This window comes from Bacillus sp. PS196 (assembly GCF_037963555.1).
Taxonomy (GTDB): Bacteria; Bacillota; Bacilli; order Bacillales; family Bacillaceae; genus Bacillus; species Bacillus subtilis.
Map to the genome: position 1 here is coordinate 3,131,125 of NZ_CP150159.1, position 24,435 is coordinate 3,155,559.

Here is a 24,435-nt window from a genome sequence, read left to right on the forward strand (position 1 = left end):
AACGGTATAATGTTTTCACCTTTCACTTTATATGAACTTATCTGTGAAATCAAGTCAAGAAGAAAGGGCGGAATGACTGGATTCCGCCCTTTGAGTTTATAGAGACGCGCGAAGGATGGCAAGCACGTCATCTTTGTTCAGTTTTTGGAAGTTGCCGAAGCCGCCGTGTTCCATTTCCTTGGCTGCGATATCAGCAATCATCTCAAGCTTTTCTTCTCCAATATTGTAATCAGCAAGACGAGAAGGCGCGCCAAGGCTTGTCCAGAACGCAGACAGTTTATCGATTCCTTCAAGCGCAATTTCTTTATCTGTTTTGCCTTCAGTATCAATGTCAAACATGTTGAGCATGAGGTTTTTGAAGCGGCCTACATTTGTATCAAGAGTATATCTCATCCAGTTCGGGAACAGTATCGCCAAACCGCCCGCGTGCGGAATATCATACACAGCTGAAACGGCGTGTTCCATTGTATGAGAAGCCCAGTCACCAAAGTAGCCCATTTGGAGCGTGCCGTTTAAAGCGATTGTACCAGCATACAAAATCGTTTCACGAAGCTCGTAGTTTTCCAGATCTTCAAGAAGCTTAGGAGCTGTTTCGATGACCGTCTGCAAAACAGCAAAGCACATTCTATCCTGAAGCGGCGTGTTTTCAACATTGTGGAAGTATTGTTCGAATACGTGGCTCATCATGTCAACCATGCCGTATACTGTTTGATTTTCCGGAACCGTGAACGTATTTTCAGGGTCTAAAATAGAGAAACGCGGATGAGTGACATTGCTGCCCCATACAAATTTCTCGTTTGTTTCCCAGTTTGTAATCACGGAATCAGGGTTCATTTCAGACCCTGTCGCAGCAAGCGTTAAAACAGTTCCAAACGGCAGCGCATCCTCCGCTGTTACTTTTTTGCTGAAAATATCCCAAGCGTCGCCATCGTATTTGACGCCAGCTGCGATTGCCTTTGTACAGTCAATCACACTGCCTCCGCCGACAGCAAGCAGAAAATCAATGTTATGCTCTCTGCAAAGGTCTATGCCTTTTTCCACTGTCGCAAGACGCGGGTTCGGCTCTACACCTGACAGCTCATGAACAACAGCGCCCTCTTCTTTTAAAATGCCTGTGACTTGATCATAAAGGCCGTTGCGTTTAATGCTGCCGCCCCCGTAAACAAGCAGTACATTCTTGCCGTATCGTTTGAATTCTTTTCTTAATTGTTCAAGCTGACCTTTTCCAAAAATCAGCTTTGTCGGATTATAATAAGTGAAATTTTCCATAGTAAAACCTCCAAATGATGCTGGTGAAAAACAGATTTTCCATTGTAACATAAGTTGACAAAAAGAAAAAGGGAAGCAGCCAAACGGCTATTTCCCCTTTTTTTATAGAGATGCTTTTAAAATTGACAGCACATCTTCTTTGTTGAGTGATTTAAATTGGCCGAATGTACCGTTAGCCATTGCCTTGTCAGCGATTGTGTCAAGCTGCTCATCATTAATATCATAATCAGCAAGACGGTTCGGAGCGCCAAGGCTTGTCCAGAATGCGGACAGCTTATCGATACCTTCAAGGGCAATTTCTTCATCCGTTTTACCTGCTTCTTCAACATCAAACACGCGAACTGCAAGCTGTTTCATGCGGGCAGGGTTTTCAGACAATGTGTGTCTCATCCAGTTCGGGAACAGAATCGCCAGTCCGCCGGCATGCGGAATATCATAAACGGCTGATACTGCATGTTCAATATTATGAGTAGCCCAATCCCCTCTTGCCCCCATAGAAAGCATGCCGTTTAATGCGATTGTTCCTGTGTACAGGATCGTCTCACGCAATTCGTAATTTTCGAGATCATTGATCAGCTTAGGCGCTGTTTCAATGACTGTACGCAGAAGTGATTCACACATGCGGTCCTGATACGGCGTGTTTGATACATGATGGAAGTATTGTTCGAATACGTGGCTCATCATGTCAACCATCCCGTAGATCGTGTGGTTTTTAGGTACTGTGAATGTATTCACCGGATCAAGAATCGAAAATTTAGGGAATACGAGCGGGCTGCCCCAGCCGTATTTTTCTTTTGTTTCCCAGTTTGTAATAACAGATCCTGAGTTCATTTCTGAACCAGTCGCAGCGAGAGTCAATACCGTTCCGAATGGCAAAGCATCTTTTGGCTGATGCTTTTTCTTAACGATATCCCACGCATCACCATCATACTTTGCTCCTGCGGCAATCGCTTTTGTACAGTCGATTACGCTTCCGCCTCCGACAGCCAGCAAGAAATCAATGTTTTGTTCTTTACAGATGGCAACACCTTTATTAACAGTCGACACACGAGGATTCGGTTCCACACCTGCTAATTCATGCACGGTCGCTCCTGCTTTATTCAGCTGATCAATCACTTGATCATACAGGCCGTTGCGTTTAATGCTGCCGCCTCCGTACACAAGCAATACGTTTTTTCCGTAAGGTTTGAGTTCCTCCGGAAGTCTTTCCACTTCGCCGCGCCCGAAAATTAATTTGGTCGGATTCCAGTATGTAAAGTTTTGCATGACATCTCCTCCTTAGATTTTTTATTATGCAGAATGTCCTCACCACATGTAAAGCAATCAGCTCTCACCGATCAGCATACCAGATGGTTTTATTTTGCAAGATGCTGGGAAAGAAGCTGATATAAGCGAGGGCAGGCCAGCTTCCCTCATATGGAGAATGCATGTATAGATTCTCCAATATGTCACAATCTATAACTGTTTTAATAATTCATGGAGGAGGTTGCAAAACATGAGTACCATTCAAAGAATTTGTCTTGTATTAACCATCATTGGCGCCATTAACTGGGGACTGATCGGATTTTTCCAATTTGACTTAGTAGCGGCTATCTTCGGCGGCCAAGGGTCAGCTCTTTCCCGAATCATTTACGGACTTGTCGGAATCGCCGGCTTAATCAACCTCGGTCTGCTATTTAAGCCAAACGAGGAAAGATCACGTGAAGAAGCAGCAAATCCTGAAATGCGATAGGATATCAATCACGCTGAAATAGGATTTTGCATGAAATCAAAAGCACCGAACATTCCTGTCCGGTGCTTTTTTTCATGCTTATTTTTTGATAAGGTCTTTGCGGTTGGACATTTCGATCCACTCTTCAAGCTTATCTTTTAATGTGTTGAAACCTTGTGGTGTAGAAGCTTCTTCGCTTACTTGAGCAGCTTTAGGTTTTCTTGGTTTGCTTTCTTTTTTCTCAGGCGCAGCTTGTGTCGCACGAATTGAAAGGCTGATTTTGCCTTTTTCTTCATCAACAGCAAGTACTTTTACTTGTACTTCGTCGCCAACTGAAAGGTGCTCGTTGATATCTTTTACGAAACCGTGAGTCACTTCAGAAATGTGTACTAAACCTTGAGTTTCTTCATCTAATGCAACAAACGCACCATACGCTTGTAATCCTGTAACTTTACCAGTGTAAACACTGCCCACTTCAAATTTTGCTGCCATTCATAACAACTCCTAAGTTAAATTAAATATCTGTTTATACGCAATTTAAAATTATATCACACATGTCTTATTTCCGCAAAGAAAACTTTTTATAAAAAATCAGGTTTATGCACAGCAAAAAGGGGGTAAACTGAAAATACCAAAGGCTTTCTAGTATTCCCCCCTTTTATTGGATGCGAACAAAAGGTTCGTATCTTTTTTTATGTTGTTTTTTGCAGGAAGCGTTTCATTCTGACTAACGCTTCTTGAAGCTGTTCAATCGAGGTTGCGTATGAACAACGGATATATCCCTCACCGCTCGGACCAAACACACTTCCAGGAACAACTGCCACTTTTTCCTGCGTAAGAAGCTCCTCGGCAAACTGTTCTGAACTCATTCCCGTGCTTTTAATAGATGGAAAAGCATAGAAAGCGCCGCCCGGATGATGACAGCTGAGGCCGATTTCATTGAGCGATTCTACAAACAGATTCCGTCTTCTTCGATAGCTTTTTTTCATTTTTTCTACGTCTTCCATGCCGTTCTTCAGGCCTTCAAGGGCGGCAAACTGCGCCATTGCGGGCGCACACATCATCGCATATTGATGAATTTTAAGCATGGCATCCCGAAGCAAGGATGGTGCCGCGGCAAAACCGAGCCTCCAGCCCGTCATTGCAAATGCTTTTGAAAAGCCTGAGATGACTACCGTCCGTTCCTTCATTCCCGGTAATGCCGCTATACTTGTAAATTCCTCATCATATGTCAGCTCCGCGTAGATCTCGTCGGCTAAAACGATGACATCATGTTTTTTGGCAAACTTAGCAATCTCATTCAGCTCTTCCTTCGAATAAACCGAACCTGTCGGATTCGATGGTGAGCAGATGAGAATGGCCTTTGTTTTTTCAGTGACTGCCGCTTCAAAATCAGCAGCCGTTGCTTTAAATCCTTTGTCTGCCGTTGTATGAACGTGAACCGGGATACCGCCTGCCAAAGAAACAAGCGCATCGTAAGCCACAAAACACGGCTCAGGGATGATGACTTCCTCACCTGGATTCACAATGGCGCGGATCGCAATATCTAAAGCCTGACTTGCCCCCACTGTCACAATCAGCTCATTATCTGGCGAGTAGCTAAGGTCAAACCTGTTGCTCAAATAACGGCTGATTTCCTCCCGCAATGAGTATAAACCCGCATTGGCCGTGTATGACGTATATCCTTGTTCAAGAGAGAGAATGCTTGCTTCGCGGACATTCCACGCGGTAACAAAATCAGGCTCGCCGACGCCTAAAGAAATGACGCCTTCCATCGTTGCCGCCAAATCAAAGAATTTGCGGATGCCGGATGGTTTTATTTGTTGTACATAGTCTGATAAATACGAAGTCATTTACGGTGACACCACGATTCTTTTGTCGTCGTCTCCTGTTTCAAACACTTTGCCGTCATGCTTGTATTTTTTCAGGATAAAATGGGTTGTCGTAGATACAACTGAATCAAGCGTTGAGAGTTTATCCGAAACAAAACGCGCTACGTCAGACATCGAATTGCCGCGAATCACGACAGACAAATCGTATACGCCTGACATCAGGTAAACTGATTCAACCTCTTGGAATCGGTAAATCCGTTCCGCCACTTCATCGAAACCGACGCCCCGCTTCGGCGTTACTTTGACGTCGATCATGGCCGTAACGCCCTCATGTCCGTCTACTTTTCGCCAATCAATCATAGCGGAATAATCGATAATAACCTTTTCTTTCTCCAGTTTGTCAATAATTGTTTTTACTTCATTTACAGGGATGCCTGCCATCTTTGCAATTGTTTCTAAATCGGCGCGGCTGTTTTCGTCTAAAATTTCTAATATTTCTGTTTCTTTTTCTGTCAATTTCATTTGATTCACACCTTTGCAATGTCAAGAAATCTCATGACATTATATCACGTTTTTTGACGAATGCTAAGAAAAAACGAGGAGAAACTTCCGCTAGAATTTACAATTTCAGGGCATAATACAACCATCAAAAAAAGGGAGTGACACAGAATGGAGGCGGTTTCACCAATAAGGCGGTTTACGGTCGATGGAGTCAATGTATACTACGAACATTATCAAAATCCCGGCAGGCAAACGCTGGTCTGCGTACACGGTTTTTTATCATCTGCATTCAGCTTCAGAAAAGTAATCCCTCTCCTTCGGGACAAGTACGACATCATCGCGCTTGATTTGCCTCCTTTCGGCCAATCTGAAAAATCAAGAACGTTTATCTATACCTATCAAAACCTTGCTAAGCTTGTCATTGGGATTTTGGAGCACTTGCAAGTGAAACAGGCTGTGCTTGTCGGGCATTCTATGGGCGGGCAGATATCGCTGTCTGCTGCTCTCCAAAAACCTGAGCTTTTTTCAAAGGTTGTGCTGCTTTGCAGTTCAGGGTATTTAAAACGTTCACACCCGACGATCATTTTCGGGACCCATATCCCGTATTTTCATCTTTACATCAAACGCTGGCTCTCGAAAGAAGGCGTGATGAAAAATTTATTAAATGTGGTGCATGACAAATCGCTGATTGATGAGGAGATGATCGACGGCTATGGCAGACCGTTTCAGGACGAGCAGATTTTCAAAGCCATGACAAGGTTTATCCGCCACAGAGAAGGAGATTTAGAACCCGAGCAATTGAAGAAAATGAACAAGCCTGCTCTATTGATTTGGGGCGAGGAGGATCGAATTGTCCCAATGGAGATCGGTAAACGGCTGCACGCAGATTTGCCTAATTCCGTGCTGTACTCACTTGGCCAGACCGGACATCTGGTGCCTGAAGAACGGCCTGAACTTGTTTCTGAACACATTGCTGATTTTATCAATTAAAAAAACCGGTGCTGAACCGGTTTTTTTAAGGCGTGCAGGAGCTGCTGTTTTTAATGAATAAAAGCTGGCCAGCCACTTCCCGGCAGCTGGCGATCGGCAGCGTTTGTTCAAAAGAAGTTTCAAATATTTGCTGAATGCTTTTCGCCAGCACGTCGGGATCGTCTTCATCATAGACTGCCTGCACGACATCAACAGCCTCCGTTTCGTAAAACTCTTCTCCATATTTAAACGGGTCCCATTTGGCAATGATCTTAATCATTTCCCTGACCGCTTGACTTTCTTCCATATTCATCACCGCTTATAATAAAATTTGCAGTTCTATCTTATCATAGTGAAGCTTAGAAGAATAAACATACATGAGGGGGTAACAGAATGAACTTTGATAAACGAGAAGAACGCCTTGGCACCCAATCGGTCAAATGGGACAAAACAGGCGAATTATTTGGCGTGACAGACGCACTCCCGATGTGGGTGGCGGATATGGATTTTCGCGCGCCAGAAGCGATAACTGAAGCGTTAAAAGAGCGTCTTGACCACGGTATTTTTGGTTATACAACTCCAGATCAAAAAACGAGGGATGCTGTGTGCGGATGGATGCAAAACAGGCACGGCTGGAAGGTGAATCCGGAAAGCATCACATTCAGCCCCGGCGTTGTAACGGCTTTGAGCATGGCGGTACAAGCTTTTACGGAGCCGGGCGATCAAGTAGTTGTTCAGCCTCCAGTTTATACGCCTTTTTACCATATGGTGGAGAAAAACGGCCGGCACATTTTACATAATCCGCTGCTAGAAAAAGACGGCGCATATGCAATGGATTTTGAAGATTTGGAGACGAAGCTTAGTGACCCAAGTGTTACATTGTTTATTTTATGCAATCCTCATAACCCTTCTGGGCGTTCATGGGGCCGGGAAGACTTACTGAAGCTAGGCGAATTGTGCCTTGAGCATGGCGTCACAGTTGTATCGGATGAAATCCATTCTGATTTAATGCTGTACGGACACATACACACGCCGTTCGCTTCGCTCTCTGACGATTTCGCTGATATTTCTGTGACATGTGCTGCTCCAAGCAAAACATTTAATATCGCCGGATTGCAGGCTTCAGCAATCATTATTCCGGATCGCCTGAAGCGCGCCAAGTTTTCCGCAAGCCTTCAGCGCAATGGTTTAGGCGGACTGAACGCGTTTGCCGTCACTGCAATCGAAGCCGCGTATTCAAAAGGGGGACCGTGGCTTGATGGATTGATCTCTTACATTGAGAGAAACATGAACGAAGCGGAAGCCTTTTTGAGCACCGAGCTGCCAAAGGTCAAAATGATGAAGCCGGATGCATCATACTTGATTTGGCTCGACTTCAGCGCTTACGGCTTGTCCGATGCAGAGCTTCAGCAAAGAATGCTAAAAAAAGGAAAAATTATTTTAGAGCCCGGGACGAAATACGGGCCTGGCGGAGAAGGATTTATGCGCCTGAACGCAGGATGCTCTCTTGCAACCCTGCAGGACGGCCTGCGCCGCATCAAAGCCGCATTATCGTAAATATAGCTGTTAAACGCCTTTACGTCTTCATTTGTAAAGGCGTTCTTAATAAAGGAATTTTATATTTTACTTCTAATATTTAGTGTTATAATAGATTCATATTTTATACGAAAGGATTTCACACGAATGGAAATTCTAAAAGACTATCTTCTGCACATCTGCTTTATTTTGTTTCCTATTCTTCTTTACCAAGTGTTTTGGCTTGGAAAACCTGCGATTCTTGTGCCAAAAATAAACAGCGGTTTGGTCACGCTCTTCGCCTGCGGTGCCTCCGTTTTATGCATTATTTTCCCGATTCATGAAATGGACTACATACAATACGGCCTTCAGATGATTCCCGTTATCATTTGTTTATTTTACATTAGTACCGCTTCCGGACTTACAGTCGCCGCATCTGTCCTATGTTTTGAACTGCTTTTTTACGAACCTTCCGCAATGTTTGTTTTCACTTTGCTGCCTTTTCTTATCATTATCCCAATCTTATTTCAGAAAAAATGGCCATTCATGTCCAAAGCGAAAAAACTGCTGCTGTCTTTATTGATCAGCTGCGTGGAGATTTTCCTATTTTTCGCCTCAAGCTGGATTCTTTCCGACTTGAATATTTTAAATTTTCAAAAATCAGGAATTTTCGTTTACGAGGCGGCAGTCTCAGGGCTTTTCCGCTCCAGTGTTCTTCTATTAAGCATCTATATTATCGAAAGCATCGCCGAAAATATCGCCCTGCGCTCACAGCTTATCCATTCTGAAAAAATGACGATTGTGAGTGAACTGGCAGCGAGCGTCGCCCATGAGGTCAGGAATCCGCTGACAGTTGTCCGCGGGTTTGTCCAGCTGCTTTTTAATGACGAAACCCTACAAAACAAGTCGAGTGCGGATTACAAAAAGCTTGTACTGTCAGAGCTTGACCGGGCGCAAGGCATTATCACAAACTATCTCGATATGGCCAAACAGCAATTATACGAAAAAGAGGTTTTTGACCTATCTGCCCTTATCAAAGAGACAAGCTCCCTTATGGTGTCGTACGCCAATTACAAGTCAGTAACCGTCGAGGCTGAAACAGAACCGGACCTTTTGATATACGGAGACGCAACAAAGCTGAAGCAGGCTGTCATCAACCTGATGAAAAACAGTATTGAAGCGGTTCCTCACGGGAAGGGGATGATCCACATATCAGCCAAAAGAAACGGCCATACGATCATGATTAACATCACAGACAATGGGGTCGGGATGACAGACCATCAAATGCAAAAACTCGGCGAACCTTATTATTCCTTAAAAACGAACGGAACGGGACTCGGCCTCACCGTAACCTTTTCCATTATTGAACATCATCACGGGACCATTTCATTTAACAGCAGCTTCCAAAAAGGCACTACGGTGACCATTAAGCTTCCCGCTGATCTTCCTCACTAGCAAATCGATTGGAACTTTAATAGAATAAATGCGAGGTGATGACAGATGAGCACGTTTGAGACAGGCTCTATCGTTAAAGGATTTTACAAAACAGGTGTATACATAGGAGAAATCACGGCTTGCAGGCCGCAGCATTATTTAGTGAAAGTGAAAGCGGTTCTTACCCATCCCGCTCAGGGAGACCTTCATCATCCAAAACAGGCGGATGTGCCATTTTTTCATGAGAGAAAAGCGCTCGCATATGGTGAACAGACCAATATCCCCCACCATATGGTGAAGCCTTATGACGGTGAAGTGCCGGATTATACCGAATCTCTGCGGGAGGCGACAGCACAGATGAGAGCCAAATTGAATGAGGATGGTTCGGAGTGGGCAAAGCGCTCCCTTCATAATCTGGACATTTTAGAAAAAGAATATTTTAACCTGCCATAACCCAGTCTGACAAAAGATTGGGTTTTTCACGTCGCGCGCTTCAACAGTTCGGTTAAATCGATTCTTTCGCCGATTGTGGGCGGTTTTGGCTTTTCGAGATACTGCTTATCCTGCTCAACAAGCTTAAAAAGTTTATATGCTGTAAGGGCATCATCAAGCGCTTTATGATGGGTGCCGGTTCCGGAATCTCCATACTCTTCGGCAGCTTTCCATAAACCCGTCAATGTCCGGTCTCCAAAAAAGTTTTTGTATTCAAGCGATAAATCTCTCATTTCTCCCTTAAACGGGAAAGGGATATGGTTAAACATACAGTTTTGCTTCAGCACTTTCATATCCATGTTTCCCCACGTAATAATTGTGCTGTTTTTCTCAGGATCCAGCTCGTTTAGTTTACGGATGAAATCCTCGAATCTCATTCCTTCGTCTACCTGTTTTTGGGTTATTTTTAAAAATGATTTGCATCGTTTCGTAAGCTTCGGGAACTTTTTCGGTCTAACATAGCTAGAAAACGTCTCAACCACTTCATCATCAATCGACTTTACAATTCCGGCTTCAATGATTTCCGGGAAGAAGTTTTGAGGACTGTACTTTCCATCAGGCATTGTAAATTCGAAATCAATAATGAGTAAGCTGTTTGTCGTCACCTTTTTACACCTGCCTTTCCTCCGATCAGAAAATGCTATCTTTATAGTATATCAATTCCCCTTCTCGACATTTCTTCATTTTCTAAAAATAATGAATTTTCCCAGCCGCTTCGTTTCTTTTAAATTGTGAATCGTTTCTTTATAATTAGTAAGGAACCCGAAATAATAAGAAGGTGATGTTATTTCTATCCGTAAGAAAAACTTTGTCATTGTGTGGCTGGCGAACTTTTTTGTCTCCGCTAGCACAACGATGATCGTTCCTTTTCTCTCCTTATACATTGAGACGCTCAGCTCTTTTTCAAACGGCTTTGTGCAAAGGTGGAGCGGCTATGTGTTCGGCATTACATTTCTCATGGCGTTTTTGGTATCCCCGTTTTGGGGACGGTTCGGAGACAAACGCGGATACAAGAAAATCCTTATGGCAACCGGAACGGGCATTGCCCTCAGCATTTTCTTCATGGGCTTTGTTACATCGGTGTACCAATTGTTTTTTCTGCGTATGGCAATGGGTCTTGTAACCGGATTCATCCCGACTTCTCTTGCGATGATTTCGGCACAGACTCCGAAGAGCTCAGCCGGCAAAACACTTGGCACGCTGCAAATGGGGCAAGTGTCCGGAAGCTTGTTCGGCCCGCTTTTGGGAGGCATGCTTGCTGATCATTTCGGCTTTACGTATACCTTTTTTATCACATCCTTTGTGATTTTCTCGTCTGTTCTTCTCGTGTTATTTGGTGTCAAAGAAAAGCCTCTTGCAGAGAAAACAGCCAAACGTACGTCTTACTCGAGGAAAGAAGTGCTATCCTATATTTTTCACCAGCCGGCGCTGTGGGTCATGATGCTGTTAACCATGCTGATTCAAACAGGCAATTTCAGTATCCAGCCCCTGCTCGCTTTATATGTAAATGAGCTGCACGGACCTGTCAATCTTGCCTTTTTCTCCGGCATGGCATTTTCAGCAACGGGGCTCGGAAGTTTGCTGCTGGCTAGAAAATGGGGTGATCTGGGCGACCGCTACGGCCACCGCCGCATTTTAATCGGACTTTTGCTCGCCGCCTCTTTCTTTTTTATTCCGCAGGCGCTCGCGTCCTCACTCAGCGTGCTCCTTGTTTTCAGATTTTTATTCGGGATGGCGATGGGCGGTTTGCTGCCATGCATTACGGCAGCGATCCGCGTTCAGGCTCCCGGCAGCATTCAAGGTGAAGTTCTCGGCTACAATGTCAGCTTTCGCTTTTTAGGAAACGTGCTCGGGCCTCTGCTCGGCGGAATCATATCGAGCCATTTTACCATTTCGGCCACCTTTTACGTCACAGCGTTTCTCTTTTTCGCCGGCGCCTGCATGCTTTGGATCATGCAGAAACTTCGGAAAGATTCTTATGCCAAAGCAAGCTGATTCCGAGAAAAAACTGAGGAATCTTCTAAATTTAACCTTCTCGTAATCTCAAAAGAATGGTACGATATGGCTAGAATTTAGGAGAAAAGAGAGTGACCATGTTACGAAAAATAATCGGATGGATTTTGCTCCTTTGCATAATCCCATTGTTTGCATTTACAGTTATCGCTTCCGGAAAAGAAGTAAAACAAATGAAGTCCCTGGATCAGGTGCTTGATAAAAATATTAATCTAAAAGATATCAGCCTTGTTCAGAACAGCTACATGTATGACAGGGACGGCTCCCTTGTCTCGGAAATCGTCAGCGACCACGAAAACCGTGTGCTCGTTCCATTTAACAAGATTCCCGAGGAAGTCAAACAGATTTTCTTAACATCTGAGGACCGCCATTTTTACGAGCATAAAGGCTTTGACTTTATGGGAATGGTGCGGGCTACTGCTTCTAACGTAAAAGACAAGAAAATTGACCAGGGTGCCAGCACCATCACACAGCAGCTTTCAAGAAACTTATATTTGAGCCACGAACGCTCCTTCAGCCGCAAGCTGACAGAGCTCGCGTATTCCTATCAGCTGGAGAAAAAATATACGAAAAATGAAATTCTTGAAGCTTACTTAAATACCATTTATTTTAACAATGGTGTTTATGGCGTCGGTTCAGCAGCTCAATTCTATTTCAGCAAACCGCTGAAATCTCTCACAGTGGGAGAAATGGCTTTTATCTGTGCTATACCTAATAACCCTACATTATATGATCCTCTCAAGCATTTTGACTACACGAAAAGCCGTCAAGAACGTTTGCTTAAAGGGCTAAAAGATGCCGGGGTTATTACGGACAAAGAGCTGAAAAAAGCCGTAAAACAAAAAATCAAACTGGATGTTGAAAAAAGAGAAGACAAATATCCTGACTACGTTTCCTACGTCAATGATGAATTCACTCAGCTGGTGTCTGAATCAGAAGGCTTTGATAAACGCCTTCAAAAAGCATCAGGAAAACAAAAAGAAAAGATCGAGAACGAGCTGTCCGCAAGAGTCAGCACTCTGATGAAAGACGGCGTGAAAATTTATACTGCACTTGATCCGTACATGCAAAATCAAGTTGTGGCACAAATGAATTCCAAGCTCCCGTATGCGGACGTACAGGGCGGAGCGGCTGTGATTAATCACCAGACGCATCAAATCATCGCTCTATCCGGCGGGAGAAACTATCAAAAATATGACTTTAACCGCGCCTACCAGGCGTACAGGCAGCCGGGGTCTTCCATTAAGCCGCTTCTTGATTACGGCCCTTATATTGAACAGACCGGCGCGACAGGAAGCAGCACCATTGATGCCAGCAAGTTTTGCAGCAAAGACTACTGTCCGCAAAACTACAATAACCGTACTTACGGCACAGTGACGCTTGATACGGCGTTTAAAAATTCATATAATACACCGGCTATTAGAATGCTCGACCGCGTCGGCATCCAAAAGGCATTCAGTTATATTGAGCCGTATCATTTTGCCAAACTTGTCGACAGTGACTATCTTCTTCCGGCGGCGCTTGGCGGATTTACAAACGGCATGACGCCTCTTGAGATGACAAAGGCTTATACGACATTCGGCAACAGCGGAAGCTATACGCCGAGCCATGCGATTACAAAGGTGACAGACCTTAAAGGAAAAACGCTTTATAAATGGAATGATAAAGCGACTCAAATATTCAGCGTCCGCACGAACATGCAGCTGAAAAAACTGATGTCTTCCGTTGTGAAAAGCGGAACAGGGAAAAAAGCATATTTCAATGCGCCTTACATCGGCGGTAAAACCGGTACATCAAATGATTATCACGATATGTGGTTTGTCGGCCTGACTGATACGTATACAATGGGTGTCTGGGTCGGAAAGGATACACCGACCAGCGTTGAATATCTTCACAGCATCAGCCCTCAGCTTTCCATCTGGAAAGGAACGCTGCAAGCGGCTTATTAAAGGATCGGAGGGGATATGGGGTGACTTCAGAACAAATTCCAAATCGCGTTTTGCTGTTTGACGGTGTCTGCAATTTATGCAATGGAGCCGTGCAGTTTATCATTAAACGTGATCCGGACGGATTGATTTCTTTCACATCGCTGCAGTCGGAAACAGGACAGAGCCTGCTGAAAAAAAGCGGGCTTCCGACTGATCGGTTTGACAGCTTTGTCTTTATTGAAGACGGCCAAGTGTACACAAAGTCAACTGCAGCCATTAAGGTTTTCAGGCATCTGCGAGGCCCATGGCGGCTCTTCGTCCTGTTTTTCGCAGTGCCGAAGCCTGTCAGAGATATGGTCTATTCTTTCATTGCCAACAACCGCTATAAGTGGTTTGGCAAAAAAAATGAATGTATGCTCCCCTCCCCTTCTATTAAAAAAAGATTTTTACCGTAAATAAAAAATGGCTAGGACGCTAGCCATCACAGATTGTTGACAAAATCCTAAAACGGCTTCGTTTTAGGATTTTGTCATCTATTCAGCGTGATTGAAAACTTTTGAAGTTGTGAAACGGCGGAAACCTGAGAATCTACCGCCGTTTCATTGCGTACAGAGCACGAAGCGCAAATCTGACCACCAAACGCTGAAATGGCTAGCTACACAGGTAAGCTAGCCATTATGCTATTATAAAGCTTGATAAATATGAACAGAATACCGATAACAAAGGTAAACCAAAACAGCAGTTCCAATAGAATGAATCCGACTAATGACATGAGAGAAAGCGTCGAATAAATCCGGTACACGGTAAACACAAAGTAAGCGAGCGTGACGACCGCAAACCAGATCACAATCCAAATGACATTTTGCAAGAGCACAAAGGATAAAATCCCGCCGCCCAAATAAATCATGGAACCCATTCTGAGTTTTTTCAGGTTGTTCCCTTCCGGATCATTAGCAAAAAACAGCAATGACAGCTCGGTCACGGTATTTGCAATTAATTTCAGAGCGGACAGAACCATAAAATATAAAAGTGCAAAGGCAGCAAATAACGCAAGCCTGATTCCTTTCTCTGAAAAATAATCGAGCATTCCATCATACATTCCAAATGAAGACAGCATCTTCAACGCATAAAGTGAAGTTGAGATGGATAAGGACGAACTAAAAAGCAGGATCGCAATCAGCGGAAAATATCCTGTCAAATAAGTATTTTTCATATAAAAAAGTCCCTTTCTATAATCTACCTCATTTATTATGGAGGACTTAAAACACATTGACAAGATAAATTATTCCATTTTTTCTCCTTTTTACGAATTACGGTCCCAAATCTTCACAAAGCAGCATTTTGAGAGTAAAGTAGTACGCAGGAATCATAAAACGTAAGGAAGTTTTATATGAAAAAAACATTAAAACTGCAAACCAGACTCACCATATTTGTTTGTATCGTTGTATTAATCGCATTGCTCATTACGTTTTTTACAGTCGGTGCCCAAACCACCAAACGAATTAGAGATCAGGAAAAGGCCACTGCGCTGCAGACTGCTGAAATGGTAGCTGAAGCGCCGATGACAGCCGCTGCTTTAGAAAGCGGAAAAAAACAAAAGGAACTGCAGAGCTACACAAAGCGGGTTCAGAAAATTACCGGCACGGAATTTGTTGTCGTCATGGATATGAACGGTATCCGCAAAACTCATCCTGACCCGAGCAAAATCGGAAAAAAATTCAGGGGCGGTGATGAGTCCGAGGTATTAAAAGGGCATGTCCATATCAGCACAGCCTCTGGCACGCTCGGGAAATCGCAGAGAGCGTTCGTCCCTGTCTACGCAGAGAATGGAAAACAGGTCGGTGCAGTCGCGGTCGGCATCACCGTAAATGAAATTGATGAAGTGATCAGCCATAGCTTACGGCCGCTTTACTTTATTATTTGCGTCAGCATCTTCGTCGGTGTGATCGGAGCCGTTATCGTCGCCCGTACAGTGAAAAATATCATGTACGGACTTGAACCTTATGAAATTGCGACTCTGCTTGAAGAACGGAGCGCGATGCTGGAATCGACGAAGGAAGGAATACTCGCTGTCGATGAACATGGCAAAATTAAACTTGCCAACGCGGAAGCAAAACGCCTATTCGTCAAAATGGGCATCAACACAAATCCCATTGATCAGGATGTAGATGACATCTTGCCGAAAAGCCGCTTGAAAAAGGTCATTGAGACAAAAAAACCTCTTCAAGACAGAGACATCCGCATTAACGGGCTGGAGCTTGTGTTTAATGAAGTTCCTATCCAGCTGAAAGGACAAACTGTCGGAGCGATTGCAACATTCCGCGACAAGACCGAGGTAAAACATTTAGCTGAACAGCTTTCCGGTGTTAAAATGTATGCAAACGCACTGAGAGCGCAGTCTCATGAATTTATGAACAAACTGCATGTGATATTAGGTCTCGTCCAGCTGAAAGAGTATGATGATCTTGGAGATTATATTAAAGATATAGCCATACAGCAAAAATCAGAAACAAGTGAAATTATAAATGATGTCAAAAGCTCCGTACTGGCCGGTTTTCTGCTCGGAAAGCAAAGCTTTATACGTGAGCAGGGCGCAAATCTTGATATTGAATGCAACGGTGTCATCCCGAACGCGGCAGACCCTTCTGTCATCCATGAACTTATTACAATCATCGGAAATCTCATCAACAATGGCTTAGACGCCGTTGCCGATATGCCGAAAAAACAAATCACCATGTCCATGCGCTTCCATAACAGCATACTTGATATTGAAATTACCGATACTGGAGCAGGCATGTCTGAAGAAGACCAAGCCAAAGTATTTGAACAAGGCTATTCAACAAAGGGCAAAAACCGGGGATTCGGCCTTTATTTCACACAGCAAAGCATCGAAAATTTAAAAGGCCAAATGATCCTCACAAGCGAAAAGAATGAAGGAACGACATTCAGTATTCGCATCCCGTACGAACCGAAGGAGGAAAATCATGATTAATGTACTAATAGTTGAAGATGACCCCATGGTGGGTGAATTAAATAAACGATATTTAAGCCAAATAGATGGCTTTCAGCTGAAAGGCATCGCTTCTTCCTTTCAAAGCGCTCTGCATATTTTAGGCGAGCACCATATCGACCTCATTTTGCTTGATATTTATATGCCGGGAAAAAACGGGCTGGAACTGCTGACGGAATTGAGAGCCCAAAATGAAGCGGTTGACGTGATTGTCATCTCAGCGGCCAGCGAGCTTGACGTAATCAAGAAAACACTTCGGTACGGAGCTGTCGATTATTTAATCAAACCGTTTGAATTTGAACGTTTCCAAACGGCTTTGTCTGATTACAGACGAAAACAAAAGGTGTATTCAACCCATCGCAACATGAGCCAAAAAGAACTGGACGCCGAGCTTTTTCAAAAGAAAGAAGCAACAGAAAAAGTGCAGCTTCCTAAAGGCCTGACAAAAAGCACGCTGAAGCTGATCTGGTCCAGTATCCAGTCATTTGAAAATGAATCTTTTACGACAGAAGACTTGGCAAAGCACACAGAAATCTCTCAAGTATCCATACGAAAATACTTAAAGTTTCTTGAAGATATACAAGTTCTGAATGTAGAAATGGCGTACGGAACGATCGGAAGACCTGTGTTTCAGTACAACGTCAACAACAGTAACCTTAACGGAATAAAGCAATATCTATAAGAAAACGCACTGCTTGCTTTGAGCAGTGCGTTTTTCTGTCATATCTCTTGCCAAGATGCTTGATTCTATTGTTGATAAGTTATACAAGAATAACAAAGGGCCTTTCACATTTTTAAGCAAATAATTCTAAAAATAGATACTTTTTAAAAAATTATGCGAAATTCTATTTATTTCTTATTAGTTAAATGATAAATTATGATTGGTTAGTTGATCCCGAAAAACTAAGTCATAAGTCTTACTTCAGAAAACGATGTCACGGTTTTCCGCCCGGAACGCCTTCCGCATCCTTCTCTTCCCCGCCTTTCGAAGGAAATACTCACACCACGCTTATTCAGGGAAGAATAGAACTGTCTCAGCGCATTCCATTTGTTATTATCAGAAAATTTTATCGATTCTAAGAAATTGTTCAGGACAGCCCATCACATGACTGGCCGGATCAGCTTTGAACCAAATTTTTCTGGGGGGTTATATCTTGAATAAACGAAAAATCGGATTGGCGATGTCACTTGTGATCGCAGCAGGCACCATATTAGGAGCATGCGGAAACAGCGAAAAAAGCAGCGGCTCAGGCGAAGGCAAAAACAAATTCAGTGTGGCGATGGTTACTGACGTAGGCGGAGTGGATGACAAATCCTTCAACCAATCAGCCTGGGAAGGCATCCAAGCCTTTGGGAAAGAGAATGGGCTGAAAAAAGGCAAAAACGGTTACGACTATCTTCAATCCAAATCTGATGCAGACTATACAACGAACTTAAATAAATTGGCGCGTGAGAATATTGACTTAATTTACGGCGTCGGCTACTTAATGGAGGATTCAATCAGCGAAATTGCTGACCAGCGTAAAAATACAAACTTTGCGATTATAGATGCTGTTGTCGATAAAGACAACGTCGCAAGTATTACGTTTAAAGAGCAGGAAGGCTCATTTCTCGTCGGAGTGGCCGCAGCCCTATCAAGCAAATCAGGAAAAATCGGCTTTGTAGGCGGCATGGAATCAGAGTTAATCAAAAAATTCGAGGTCGGCTTCCGTGCCGGCGTGCAAGCAGTTAACCCTAAAGCCGTTGTAGAAGTGAAATACGCAGGGGGTTTCGATAAAGCCGATGTCGGTAAAGCAACCGCCGAAAGCATGTATAAATCAGGCGTAGATGTTATTTATCACTCTGCGGGCGCCACTGGCACAGGCGTCTTTACTGAAGCGAAAAACCTGAAAAAAGAAGATCCAAAACGCGATGTCTGGGTCATCGGTGTCGATAAAGACCAATACGCAGAAGGCCAGGTAGAAGGAACAGATGATAACGTCACCCTCACTTCCATGGTGAAAAAAGTAGATACAGTCGTTGAAGATGTAACGAAAAAAGCGAGTGACGGAAAGTTCCCGGGCGGCGAAACACTTACCTACGGGCTTGATCAAGACGGAGTCGGCATTTCTCCATCTAAACAAAATCTATCGGATGATGTGATCAAAGCGGTCGATAAATGGAAGAAAAAAATCATCGACGGATTGGAAATCCCGGCAACTGAGAAAGAGCTGAAAACCTTCAAAGCTGAATAAGAATCGCAGGGATAAGGAGGTCGAGCCCTTATCCCTTGTTTTTCTTTTATTTTGAAATAAAGGAGCGGTCAATCAATGGAATATGTCATTGAAATGCTCAATATCCGCAAGGCGTTTCCAGGTATCGTCGCCAATGACAATATCAATCTTCAAGTCAAAAAAGGCGAAATACACGCGTTGCTCGGTGAAAACGGAGCGGGGAAATCAACGTTGATGAATGTCCTTTTCGGGCTGTATCAGCCGGAGCGGGGTGAAATTCGGGTGCGCGGCGAGAAGGTGCACATCAACAGCCCGAACAAAGCGAATGACCTTGGAATTGGAATGGTGCACCAGCACTTTATGCTTGTTGACACCTTTACAGTTGCTGAAAATATTATTCTCGGGAAGGAGCCAAAGAAGTTTGGCAGAATTGACCGGAAGCGTGCTGGCCAAGAGGTGCAGGACATTTCCGATCGATACGGCCTGCAGATCCATCCTGAAGCAAAAGCAGCTGACATATCAGTCGGTATGCAGCAGCGCGCAGAAATATTAAAAACCCTCTACCGCGGTGCCGACATTCTGATTTTTGATGAACCGACGGCTGTTTTGACGCCTCATGAAATTAAGGAACTGATGCAAATTATGAAGAACCTGGTCAAAGAAGGGAAGTCCATCATCTTAATCACCCATAAGCTGAAAGAGATTATGGAGATTTGTGACCGCGTTACGGTTATCCGTAAAGGAAAAGGCATCAAAACCCTTGATGTCCGTGATACAAACCAAGACGAACTCGCCAGTCTAATGGTCGGCCGCGAGGTATCGTTCAAAACTGAAAAGAGAGCTGCTCAGCCGGGAGCGGAAGTGCTTGCGATTGACGGCATAACTGTAAAGGATACCCGCGGAATAGAGACAGTCAGAGATTTGTCTCTTTCTGTCAAAGCGGGAGAAATAGTCGGCATAGCAGGCGTCGACGGAAACGGGCAATCAGAGCTGATCGAAGCGGTGACAGGACTCCGCAAAACAGATTCAGGAACAATCACCTTAAACGGAAAACAGATCCAAAACCTGACGCCAAGAAAAATCACTGAATCCGGGATCGGGCATATTCCTCAGGATCGCCATAAACACGGTCTCGTCCTTGATTTTCCAATCGGAGAGAATATCCTGCTGCAAAGCTATTACAAAAAGCCGTATTCAGCATTGGGCGTTTTACATAAAGGCGAAATGTACAAAAAAGCACGCAGCCTGATCAGCGAGTACGACGTCAGAACGCCGGATGAATATACACACGCTCGGGCATTGTCAGGCGGAAACCAGCAAAAAGCGATTATCGGGCGGGAAATAGACCGAAATCCTGATTTATTAATTGCCGCCCAGCCGACTCGCGGCCTTGATGTCGGAGCGATTGAATTTGTCCATAAAAAGCTCATTGAACAGCGTGATGCCGGGAAAGCCGTTCTTCTCCTCTCGTTTGAGCTTGAAGAAATTATGAATCTCAGTGACAGAATCGCCGTTATTTTTGAAGGACGCATTATCGCCAGCGTTAATCCGCAGGAAACCACTGAACAGGAGCTTGGTCTCTTGATGGCAGGAAGCACGCAAAAGGAAGCGGGGAAAGCAAATGGTTAAACGACTCTCTCATTTACTCGTGCCGCTCATCGCAATCATACTTGGTCTTGCGGCCGGCGCGTTGATTATGCTTGTGAGCGGCTACAGTGTGGCTAGCGGATATTCGGCTTTGTGGAATGGGATATTCGGAGAAATCTATTATGTCGGAGAAACAATCCGGCAAATTACGCCTTATATTTTATCCGGATTGGCTGTCGCCTTTGCATTCCGAACCGGACTCTTTAATATCGGCGTCGAGGGACAGCTGCTCGTCGGCTGGACAGCAGCGGTTTGGGTCGGTACGGCGTTTGACGGACCGGCATATATTCACTTGCCGCTCGCATTGATTACAGCGGCAGCTGCAGGAGGATTATGGGGGTTTATTCCCGGCATTTTGAAAGCGCGATTTTACGTTCATGAAGTCATTGTCACCATTATGATGAATTATATCGCGCTGCACATGACCAATTACATCATTTCAAACGTCTTGACAGATCATCAGGACAAGACGGGGAAAATTCACGAATCCGCCTCCCTCCGCTCTCCTTTTCTTGAACAGATCACCGATTACTCACGGCTGCATTTGGGAATCATCGTTGCCCTTCTCGCAGCAGTTATCATGTGGTTTATCATCAACAAAACTACAAAAGGATTTGAGCTCCGGGCGGTCGGGTTTAACCAGCACGCTTCCCAGTATGCCGGCATGAGCGTGCGGAAGAATATCATGACCTCCATGCTTATCTCCGGCGCTTTTGCAGGCCTTGCCGGAGCCATGGAGGGGCTAGGAACATTCGAATACGCCGCAGTGAAAGGCGCATTTACTGGCGTAGGCTTTGACGGTATCGCTGTCGCTCTTCTCGGGGGAAACACAGCCATCGGCGTTGTACTGGCAGCATGCCTGCTTGGCGGGCTGAAAATCGGCGCATTAAATATGCCGATTGAATCAGGCGTTCCATCAGAGGTCGTTGATATTGTGATTGCTATTATTATTCTGTTTGTGGCTTCAAGCTATGCGATTCGTTTCGTCATGGGCAAATTGAAGAAAAAGGGGGCGAACTAAGTGGACATTGTGCAGATTTTATCTATCATTGTCCCTGCAACACTCGTCTATGCGGCCCCGCTTATTTTAACTGCTCTCGGCGGCGTGTTTTCCGAGAGATCAGGCGTTGTAAATATCGGCTTAGAAGGCCTCATGATTATCGGGGCGTTCACCAGCGTGCTATTTAATCTATTTTTAGGCCCGGAATTAGGTGCCGCCGCACCTTGGCTTTCGCTCCTTGCCGCCATGGCAGCAGGCGCCCTGTTTTCACTGATTCACGCGGCAGCGGCGATTTCGTTTCGCGCCGACCAGACAGTCAGCGGTGTCGCCATTAACATGCTGGCGCTTGGGGCAACTTTATTTATCGTCAAACTGATCTACGGCAAAGCGCAGACAGACAAAATTCCAGAGCCTTTTTATAAGACGAAAATCCCCGGTTTGGGCGATATTCCCGTCTTGGGAAAGATCCTCTTTTCGGATGTCTATTATACGTCTATTCTTGCAATAGCACTTGCCTTTATTTCCTGGTTTATCTTATTCAAAACGCCGTTCGGCCTTCGTATCCGTTCTGTCGGCGAGCATCCGATGGCGGCCGATACGATGGGAATCAACGTATATAAAATGCGCTACATCGGCGTGATGATCAGCGGATTGTTCGGCGGTCTCGGCGGCGGCGTATATGCCTCCACAATTGCGCTTGATTTCACGCACTCTACCATCTCCGGGCAAGGCTTTATCGCCCTGGCAGCGCTTGTATTCGGAAAATGGCATCCAATCGGAGCACTGGGGGCCGCCCTGTTTTTCGGATTCGCCCAAAGCTTAAGCATCATTGGATCGCTGCTCCCTCTTTTTAAAGACATACCAAATGTGTATATGCTGATGGCTCCTTATGTCTTAACGATTCTCGCTTTAACCGGCTTTATCGGGCGGGCAGATGCGCCAAAAGCCAATGGCGTGCCTTATATTAAAGGAAAAAGATAAAACATTCTCCCCTGGGAAGACGATTCTCAGGGATTTTTTTCTAATCCAAAAGACCCTCTTAATTTAATTGTTTATTAGTTTTTTAACTTAAAAAAATATGAAGTGTTAACGCTTTCTTGTAGACTGTAACAAACAATACATGGGGGTGTATGACATGGGAGCAATTCCAAAAACGGGGACAATTTCACCTGAGCAAAAAGACTCACAGGAGAAAAACCTGTTTCAAAAAATTTGGTCTTGGGAAATCGGTGTGATTCCTTTGCCATTATACACAGTATTAGCTGTTATTATTATTCTTGCAGCCTATTACAATGAGCTGCCGGCAAATATGCTTGGCGGGTTTGCCATCATTATGATTCTTGGTGTGTTTCTCGGAGACATAGGCCAACGCATACCGATATTGAAGGATATTGGCGGCCCTGCTATTTTATCTTTGTTTGTTCCTTCATTTTTAGTCTTTTACAATGTACTGAATTCAACATCTTTAGACGCTGTAACCAACTTGATGAAAACGTCTAACTTCCTTTATTTCTATATCGCGTGCCTTGTTGTGGGAAGTATCCTCGGTATGAACAGAATTGTTTTAATACAGGGGTTTATCAGAATGTTCGTTCCACTGGTTGCAGGAACGATCGCGGCCGTTGCAGCCGGCATCCTTGTCGGATTTATTTTTGGCTATAGTGCCTATGATTCCTTTTTCTTTGTTGTTGTCCCGATTATTGCCGGGGGAATAGGTGAAGGGATTTTGCCGCTTTCAATCGCCTATTCACAAATACTGGGCTCATCCGCCGATGTATTTGTGTCTCAGCTGGTGCCAGCCGCAATTATAGGAAATGTTTTTGCTATCATATGTGCAGCCTTAATGAAAAAGCTTGGCGATAAGCGTCCAGATCTAAATGGGAACGGACGTCTCGTAAAATCTAAAAAAGCAAATGAGATTTTCAATCAAAAAGAAGCCGAAGCAAAAATTGATTTCAAATTAATGGGAGCAGGAGTTCTGCTCGCGTGTACATTCTTTATTTTTGGCGGGTTATTGGAGAAATTCATCTTCATCCCGGGCGCGATCTTAATGATTATTTCAGCTGCGGCTGTCAAGTATGCAAATATTCTTCCGAAAAAAATGGAAGAAGGCGCTTACCAGCTTTATAAGTTTATTTCTTCAAGCTTTACATGGCCGCTGATGGTCGGTCTCGGCATCCTCTTTATTCCGTTGGATGACGTAGCGTCTGTGATTTCTATACCGTTTGTCATCATCTGTATTTCAGTTGTTATCGCGATGATTGGTTCTGGATATTTCGTAGGCAAGCTGATGAACATGTATCCGGTTGAATCCGCAATCGTTACCTGCTGCCACAGCGGTCTCGGCGGAACGGGTGATGTTGCCATTTTATCGGCATCAGGAAGAATGGGCCTTATGCCGTTTGCCCAAATTTCAACCCGTCTCGGCGGTGCAGGCACAGTTATTTGCGCGACAGTGCTGCTTCGTTTTTTCACTTCATAAACAGAAAGAGTTCCGTTTTATGCGGAACTCTTTTTTTATTTATTCACAATCCGAATATACTCTCGGGGACCAAACGGCAGATCCTTTGATTCCGTCTCACTCATTCTGGCTGACAGGTGGTGCTCCAGTAAATACAGCTCCCACTCATCACTAGCCGCCACACCGCTGCGCCCGTCATATTGATTCAATATGAATGCCCCTGCAAATACTGAGCAGAATAAACCTGAGCACATCACGACTTTTCTTTTCACATGACCAGCTCCTTTCCTTCAGCTTGATCAGGATTGATTTTAAATATACAAATAACCTCTTTTTTGTTAGACTTATTTTGAGGTCAAAAGAACTCATAAAAACCCATTACAGCAGTTCGAAGCGTGGCAGCTTGCAGAAAAGTGCGATATAATTTGGACTAGGTCGTT

At 44.3% G+C, this 24,435-nt stretch carries 25 protein-coding genes; 15 read left to right on the forward strand and 10 right to left on the reverse strand.

Translation table 11 applies throughout. From position 1 onward, the window contains the following. Nucleotides 1–96 precede the first annotated feature (96 nt). Complete coding sequence (locus NST79_RS16360; RefSeq protein WP_077671131.1) at nt 97–1,269, reverse strand: iron-containing alcohol dehydrogenase; 1,173 nt, start codon at nt 1,267–1,269, stop codon at nt 97–99. A gap of 102 nt (nt 1,270–1,371) precedes the next feature. Continuing rightward, nucleotides 1,372–2,535 (reverse strand): iron-containing alcohol dehydrogenase, encoded by a 1,164-nt coding sequence (locus NST79_RS16365; protein WP_212059007.1) that lies wholly within the window; start codon nt 2,533–2,535, stop codon nt 1,372–1,374. 229 nt (nt 2,536–2,764) lie between these two features. Between NST79_RS16365 and NST79_RS16370 the strand changes: the two genes are divergently transcribed. Further along, the gene (locus NST79_RS16370; protein ID WP_003220771.1) at nt 2,765–3,001 is read left to right on the forward strand and encodes a DUF378 domain-containing protein; all 237 of its coding nucleotides are present in this window, start codon (nt 2,765–2,767) and stop codon (nt 2,999–3,001) included. A 78-nt stretch (nt 3,002–3,079) separates the two neighbouring features. Here the strand turns inward: NST79_RS16370 and yugI are convergent, their stop codons facing one another. From yugI to NST79_RS16385, 3 genes are all read right to left on the reverse strand, one after another. Further along, nucleotides 3,080–3,472, reverse strand: coding sequence for a S1 domain-containing post-transcriptional regulator GSP13 (gene yugI, locus NST79_RS16375; protein WP_003228864.1), 393 nt, complete (start codon nt 3,470–3,472; stop codon nt 3,080–3,082). Between the two features lie 200 nt (nt 3,473–3,672). Next, a complete protein-coding gene (locus NST79_RS16380) occupies nt 3,673–4,833 on the reverse strand; it encodes an aminotransferase (RefSeq protein WP_015251346.1) in 1,161 nt (386 codons plus the stop codon). Further along, nucleotides 4,834–5,334 carry an Lrp/AsnC family transcriptional regulator gene (locus NST79_RS16385; RefSeq protein ID WP_009968070.1) on the reverse strand — a complete coding sequence of 167 codons (501 nt, stop codon included), beginning with the start codon at nt 5,332–5,334 and terminating at the stop codon, nt 4,834–4,836. Nucleotides 5,335–5,481: 147 nt separating this feature from the next. Between NST79_RS16385 and NST79_RS16390 the strand changes: the two genes are divergently transcribed. Continuing rightward, nucleotides 5,482–6,303, forward strand: coding sequence for an alpha/beta hydrolase (locus NST79_RS16390; protein ID WP_014480683.1), 822 nt, complete (start codon nt 5,482–5,484; stop codon nt 6,301–6,303). A gap of 25 nt (nt 6,304–6,328) precedes the next feature. Here NST79_RS16390 and NST79_RS16395 read toward each other — a convergent pair whose 3' ends face one another. Beyond that, complete coding sequence (locus NST79_RS16395) at nt 6,329–6,589, reverse strand: YugE family protein (protein WP_032722422.1); 261 nt, start codon at nt 6,587–6,589, stop codon at nt 6,329–6,331. A gap of 86 nt (nt 6,590–6,675) precedes the next feature. On the opposite strand from NST79_RS16395, the gene patB reads away from it, so the two are divergent. The 3 genes from patB (at nt 6,676) to kapB (ending at nt 9,684) form a co-directional block, all read left to right on the forward strand. Continuing rightward, the gene (gene patB / locus NST79_RS16400) at nt 6,676–7,839 is read left to right on the forward strand and encodes a MalY/PatB family protein (RefSeq protein WP_212059005.1); all 1,164 of its coding nucleotides are present in this window, start codon (nt 6,676–6,678) and stop codon (nt 7,837–7,839) included. A 126-nt stretch (nt 7,840–7,965) separates the two neighbouring features. Beyond that, a complete protein-coding gene (gene kinB, locus NST79_RS16405; RefSeq protein ID WP_212059004.1) occupies nt 7,966–9,252 on the forward strand; it encodes a HAMP domain-containing sensor histidine kinase in 1,287 nt (428 codons plus the stop codon). A 45-nt stretch (nt 9,253–9,297) separates the two neighbouring features. Next, the gene (gene kapB / locus NST79_RS16410; RefSeq protein ID WP_080529729.1) at nt 9,298–9,684 is read left to right on the forward strand and encodes a kinase-associated lipoprotein KapB; all 387 of its coding nucleotides are present in this window, start codon (nt 9,298–9,300) and stop codon (nt 9,682–9,684) included. A gap of 26 nt (nt 9,685–9,710) precedes the next feature. Here the strand turns inward: kapB and kapD are convergent, their stop codons facing one another. Both kapD and NST79_RS16420 read right to left on the reverse strand, forming a co-directional pair. Further along, the gene (gene kapD, locus NST79_RS16415) at nt 9,711–10,328 is read right to left on the reverse strand and encodes a 3'-5' exonuclease KapD (RefSeq protein WP_003228846.1); all 618 of its coding nucleotides are present in this window, start codon (nt 10,326–10,328) and stop codon (nt 9,711–9,713) included. Between the two features lie 75 nt (nt 10,329–10,403). Next, complete coding sequence (locus NST79_RS16420) at nt 10,404–10,607, reverse strand: hypothetical protein (protein WP_003243502.1); 204 nt, start codon at nt 10,605–10,607, stop codon at nt 10,404–10,406. Here NST79_RS16420 and NST79_RS16425 point away from each other — a divergent pair. The 3 genes from NST79_RS16425 to NST79_RS16435 all read left to right on the forward strand — a co-directional run bounded on the left by NST79_RS16425 (nt 10,540) and on the right by NST79_RS16435 (nt 14,119). Beyond that, nucleotides 10,540–11,718, forward strand: a complete 1,179-nt coding sequence (locus tag NST79_RS16425) for a multidrug efflux MFS transporter (protein WP_072692755.1) — start codon at nt 10,540–10,542, stop codon at nt 11,716–11,718. The genes NST79_RS16420 and NST79_RS16425 overlap by 68 nt on opposite strands. Before the next feature lie 92 nt (nt 11,719–11,810). After that, nucleotides 11,811–13,685: a transglycosylase domain-containing protein gene (locus tag NST79_RS16430; protein ID WP_181217399.1), complete on the forward strand. Its 1,875-nt coding sequence runs from the start codon at nt 11,811–11,813 to the stop codon at nt 13,683–13,685. A gap of 20 nt (nt 13,686–13,705) precedes the next feature. Continuing rightward, nucleotides 13,706–14,119, forward strand: a complete 414-nt coding sequence (locus NST79_RS16435; RefSeq protein ID WP_015384506.1) for a thiol-disulfide oxidoreductase DCC family protein — start codon at nt 13,706–13,708, stop codon at nt 14,117–14,119. Between the two features lie 200 nt (nt 14,120–14,319). Here the strand turns inward: NST79_RS16435 and NST79_RS16440 are convergent, their stop codons facing one another. Continuing rightward, complete coding sequence (locus NST79_RS16440; protein WP_003228837.1) at nt 14,320–14,877, reverse strand: YufK family protein; 558 nt, start codon at nt 14,875–14,877, stop codon at nt 14,320–14,322. Nucleotides 14,878–15,054: 177 nt separating this feature from the next. On the opposite strand from NST79_RS16440, the gene maeL reads away from it, so the two are divergent. The 7 genes from maeL (at nt 15,055) to maeN (ending at nt 24,016) form a co-directional block, all read left to right on the forward strand. Next, nucleotides 15,055–16,656: a two-component system sensor histidine kinase MaeL gene (gene maeL, locus NST79_RS16445; RefSeq protein WP_181217401.1), complete on the forward strand. Its 1,602-nt coding sequence runs from the start codon at nt 15,055–15,057 to the stop codon at nt 16,654–16,656. Further along, nucleotides 16,649–17,356 (forward strand): two-component system response regulator MaeM, encoded by a 708-nt coding sequence (maeM, locus tag NST79_RS16450; protein WP_014477821.1) that lies wholly within the window; start codon nt 16,649–16,651, stop codon nt 17,354–17,356. The genes maeL and maeM overlap by 8 nt, the downstream gene beginning before the upstream one ends. Before the next feature lie 472 nt (nt 17,357–17,828). Further along, nucleotides 17,829–18,908, forward strand: a complete 1,080-nt coding sequence (gene nupN, locus NST79_RS16455; protein WP_212059003.1) for a BMP family protein — start codon at nt 17,829–17,831, stop codon at nt 18,906–18,908. A gap of 75 nt (nt 18,909–18,983) precedes the next feature. After that, nucleotides 18,984–20,516 carry a guanosine ABC transporter ATP-binding protein NupO gene (gene nupO / locus NST79_RS16460; RefSeq protein WP_032722430.1) on the forward strand — a complete coding sequence of 511 codons (1,533 nt, stop codon included), beginning with the start codon at nt 18,984–18,986 and terminating at the stop codon, nt 20,514–20,516. Beyond that, a complete protein-coding gene (gene nupP / locus NST79_RS16465; protein WP_029318495.1) occupies nt 20,509–21,555 on the forward strand; it encodes a guanosine ABC transporter permease NupP in 1,047 nt (348 codons plus the stop codon). The genes nupO and nupP overlap by 8 nt, the downstream gene beginning before the upstream one ends. Then, nucleotides 21,556–22,515: a guanosine ABC transporter permease NupQ gene (nupQ, locus tag NST79_RS16470; RefSeq protein WP_080529731.1), complete on the forward strand. Its 960-nt coding sequence runs from the start codon at nt 21,556–21,558 to the stop codon at nt 22,513–22,515. Nucleotides 22,516–22,669: 154 nt separating this feature from the next. After that, entirely contained in the window at nt 22,670–24,016 is a 1,347-nt protein-coding gene (maeN, locus tag NST79_RS16475; RefSeq protein ID WP_003244241.1) for a sodium/malate symporter MaeN, read from the forward strand. Between the two features lie 35 nt (nt 24,017–24,051). Here maeN and NST79_RS16480 read toward each other — a convergent pair whose 3' ends face one another. After that, nucleotides 24,052–24,267, reverse strand: a complete 216-nt coding sequence (locus tag NST79_RS16480; RefSeq protein WP_134154331.1) for a hypothetical protein — start codon at nt 24,265–24,267, stop codon at nt 24,052–24,054. Between the last annotated feature and the right edge of the window lie 168 nt (nt 24,268–24,435).

Coding starts and splice junctions, on each gene's coding strand:
- NST79_RS16360 (WP_077671131.1), bottom strand. CDS start 1,269: ATGGAAAATTTCACTTATTATAATCCGACAAAGCTGATTTTTGGAAAA.
- NST79_RS16365 (WP_212059007.1), bottom strand. CDS start 2,535: ATGCAAAACTTTACATACTGGAATCCGACCAAATTAATTTTCGGGCGC.
- NST79_RS16370 (WP_003220771.1), top strand. CDS start 2,765: ATGAGTACCATTCAAAGAATTTGTCTTGTATTAACCATCATTGGCGCC.
- yugI (WP_003228864.1), bottom strand. CDS start 3,472: ATGGCAGCAAAATTTGAAGTGGGCAGTGTTTACACTGGTAAAGTTACA.
- NST79_RS16380 (WP_015251346.1), bottom strand. CDS start 4,833: ATGACTTCGTATTTATCAGACTATGTACAACAAATAAAACCATCCGGC.
- NST79_RS16385 (WP_009968070.1), bottom strand. CDS start 5,334: ATGAAATTGACAGAAAAAGAAACAGAAATATTAGAAATTTTAGACGAA.
- NST79_RS16390 (WP_014480683.1), top strand. CDS start 5,482: ATGGAGGCGGTTTCACCAATAAGGCGGTTTACGGTCGATGGAGTCAAT.
- NST79_RS16395 (WP_032722422.1), bottom strand. CDS start 6,589: ATGGAAGAAAGTCAAGCGGTCAGGGAAATGATTAAGATCATTGCCAAA.
- patB (WP_212059005.1), top strand. CDS start 6,676: ATGAACTTTGATAAACGAGAAGAACGCCTTGGCACCCAATCGGTCAAA.
- kinB (WP_212059004.1), top strand. CDS start 7,966: ATGGAAATTCTAAAAGACTATCTTCTGCACATCTGCTTTATTTTGTTT.
- kapB (WP_080529729.1), top strand. CDS start 9,298: ATGAGCACGTTTGAGACAGGCTCTATCGTTAAAGGATTTTACAAAACA.
- NST79_RS16420 (WP_003243502.1), bottom strand. CDS start 10,607: ATGTATAAGGAGAGAAAAGGAACGATCATCGTTGTGCTAGCGGAGACA.
- NST79_RS16440 (WP_003228837.1), bottom strand. CDS start 14,877: ATGAAAAATACTTATTTGACAGGATATTTTCCGCTGATTGCGATCCTG.
- maeL (WP_181217401.1), top strand. CDS start 15,055: ATGAAAAAAACATTAAAACTGCAAACCAGACTCACCATATTTGTTTGT.
- maeM (WP_014477821.1), top strand. CDS start 16,649: ATGATTAATGTACTAATAGTTGAAGATGACCCCATGGTGGGTGAATTA.
- nupO (WP_032722430.1), top strand. CDS start 18,984: ATGGAATATGTCATTGAAATGCTCAATATCCGCAAGGCGTTTCCAGGT.
- nupP (WP_029318495.1), top strand. CDS start 20,509: ATGGTTAAACGACTCTCTCATTTACTCGTGCCGCTCATCGCAATCATA.
- maeN (WP_003244241.1), top strand. CDS start 22,670: ATGGGAGCAATTCCAAAAACGGGGACAATTTCACCTGAGCAAAAAGAC.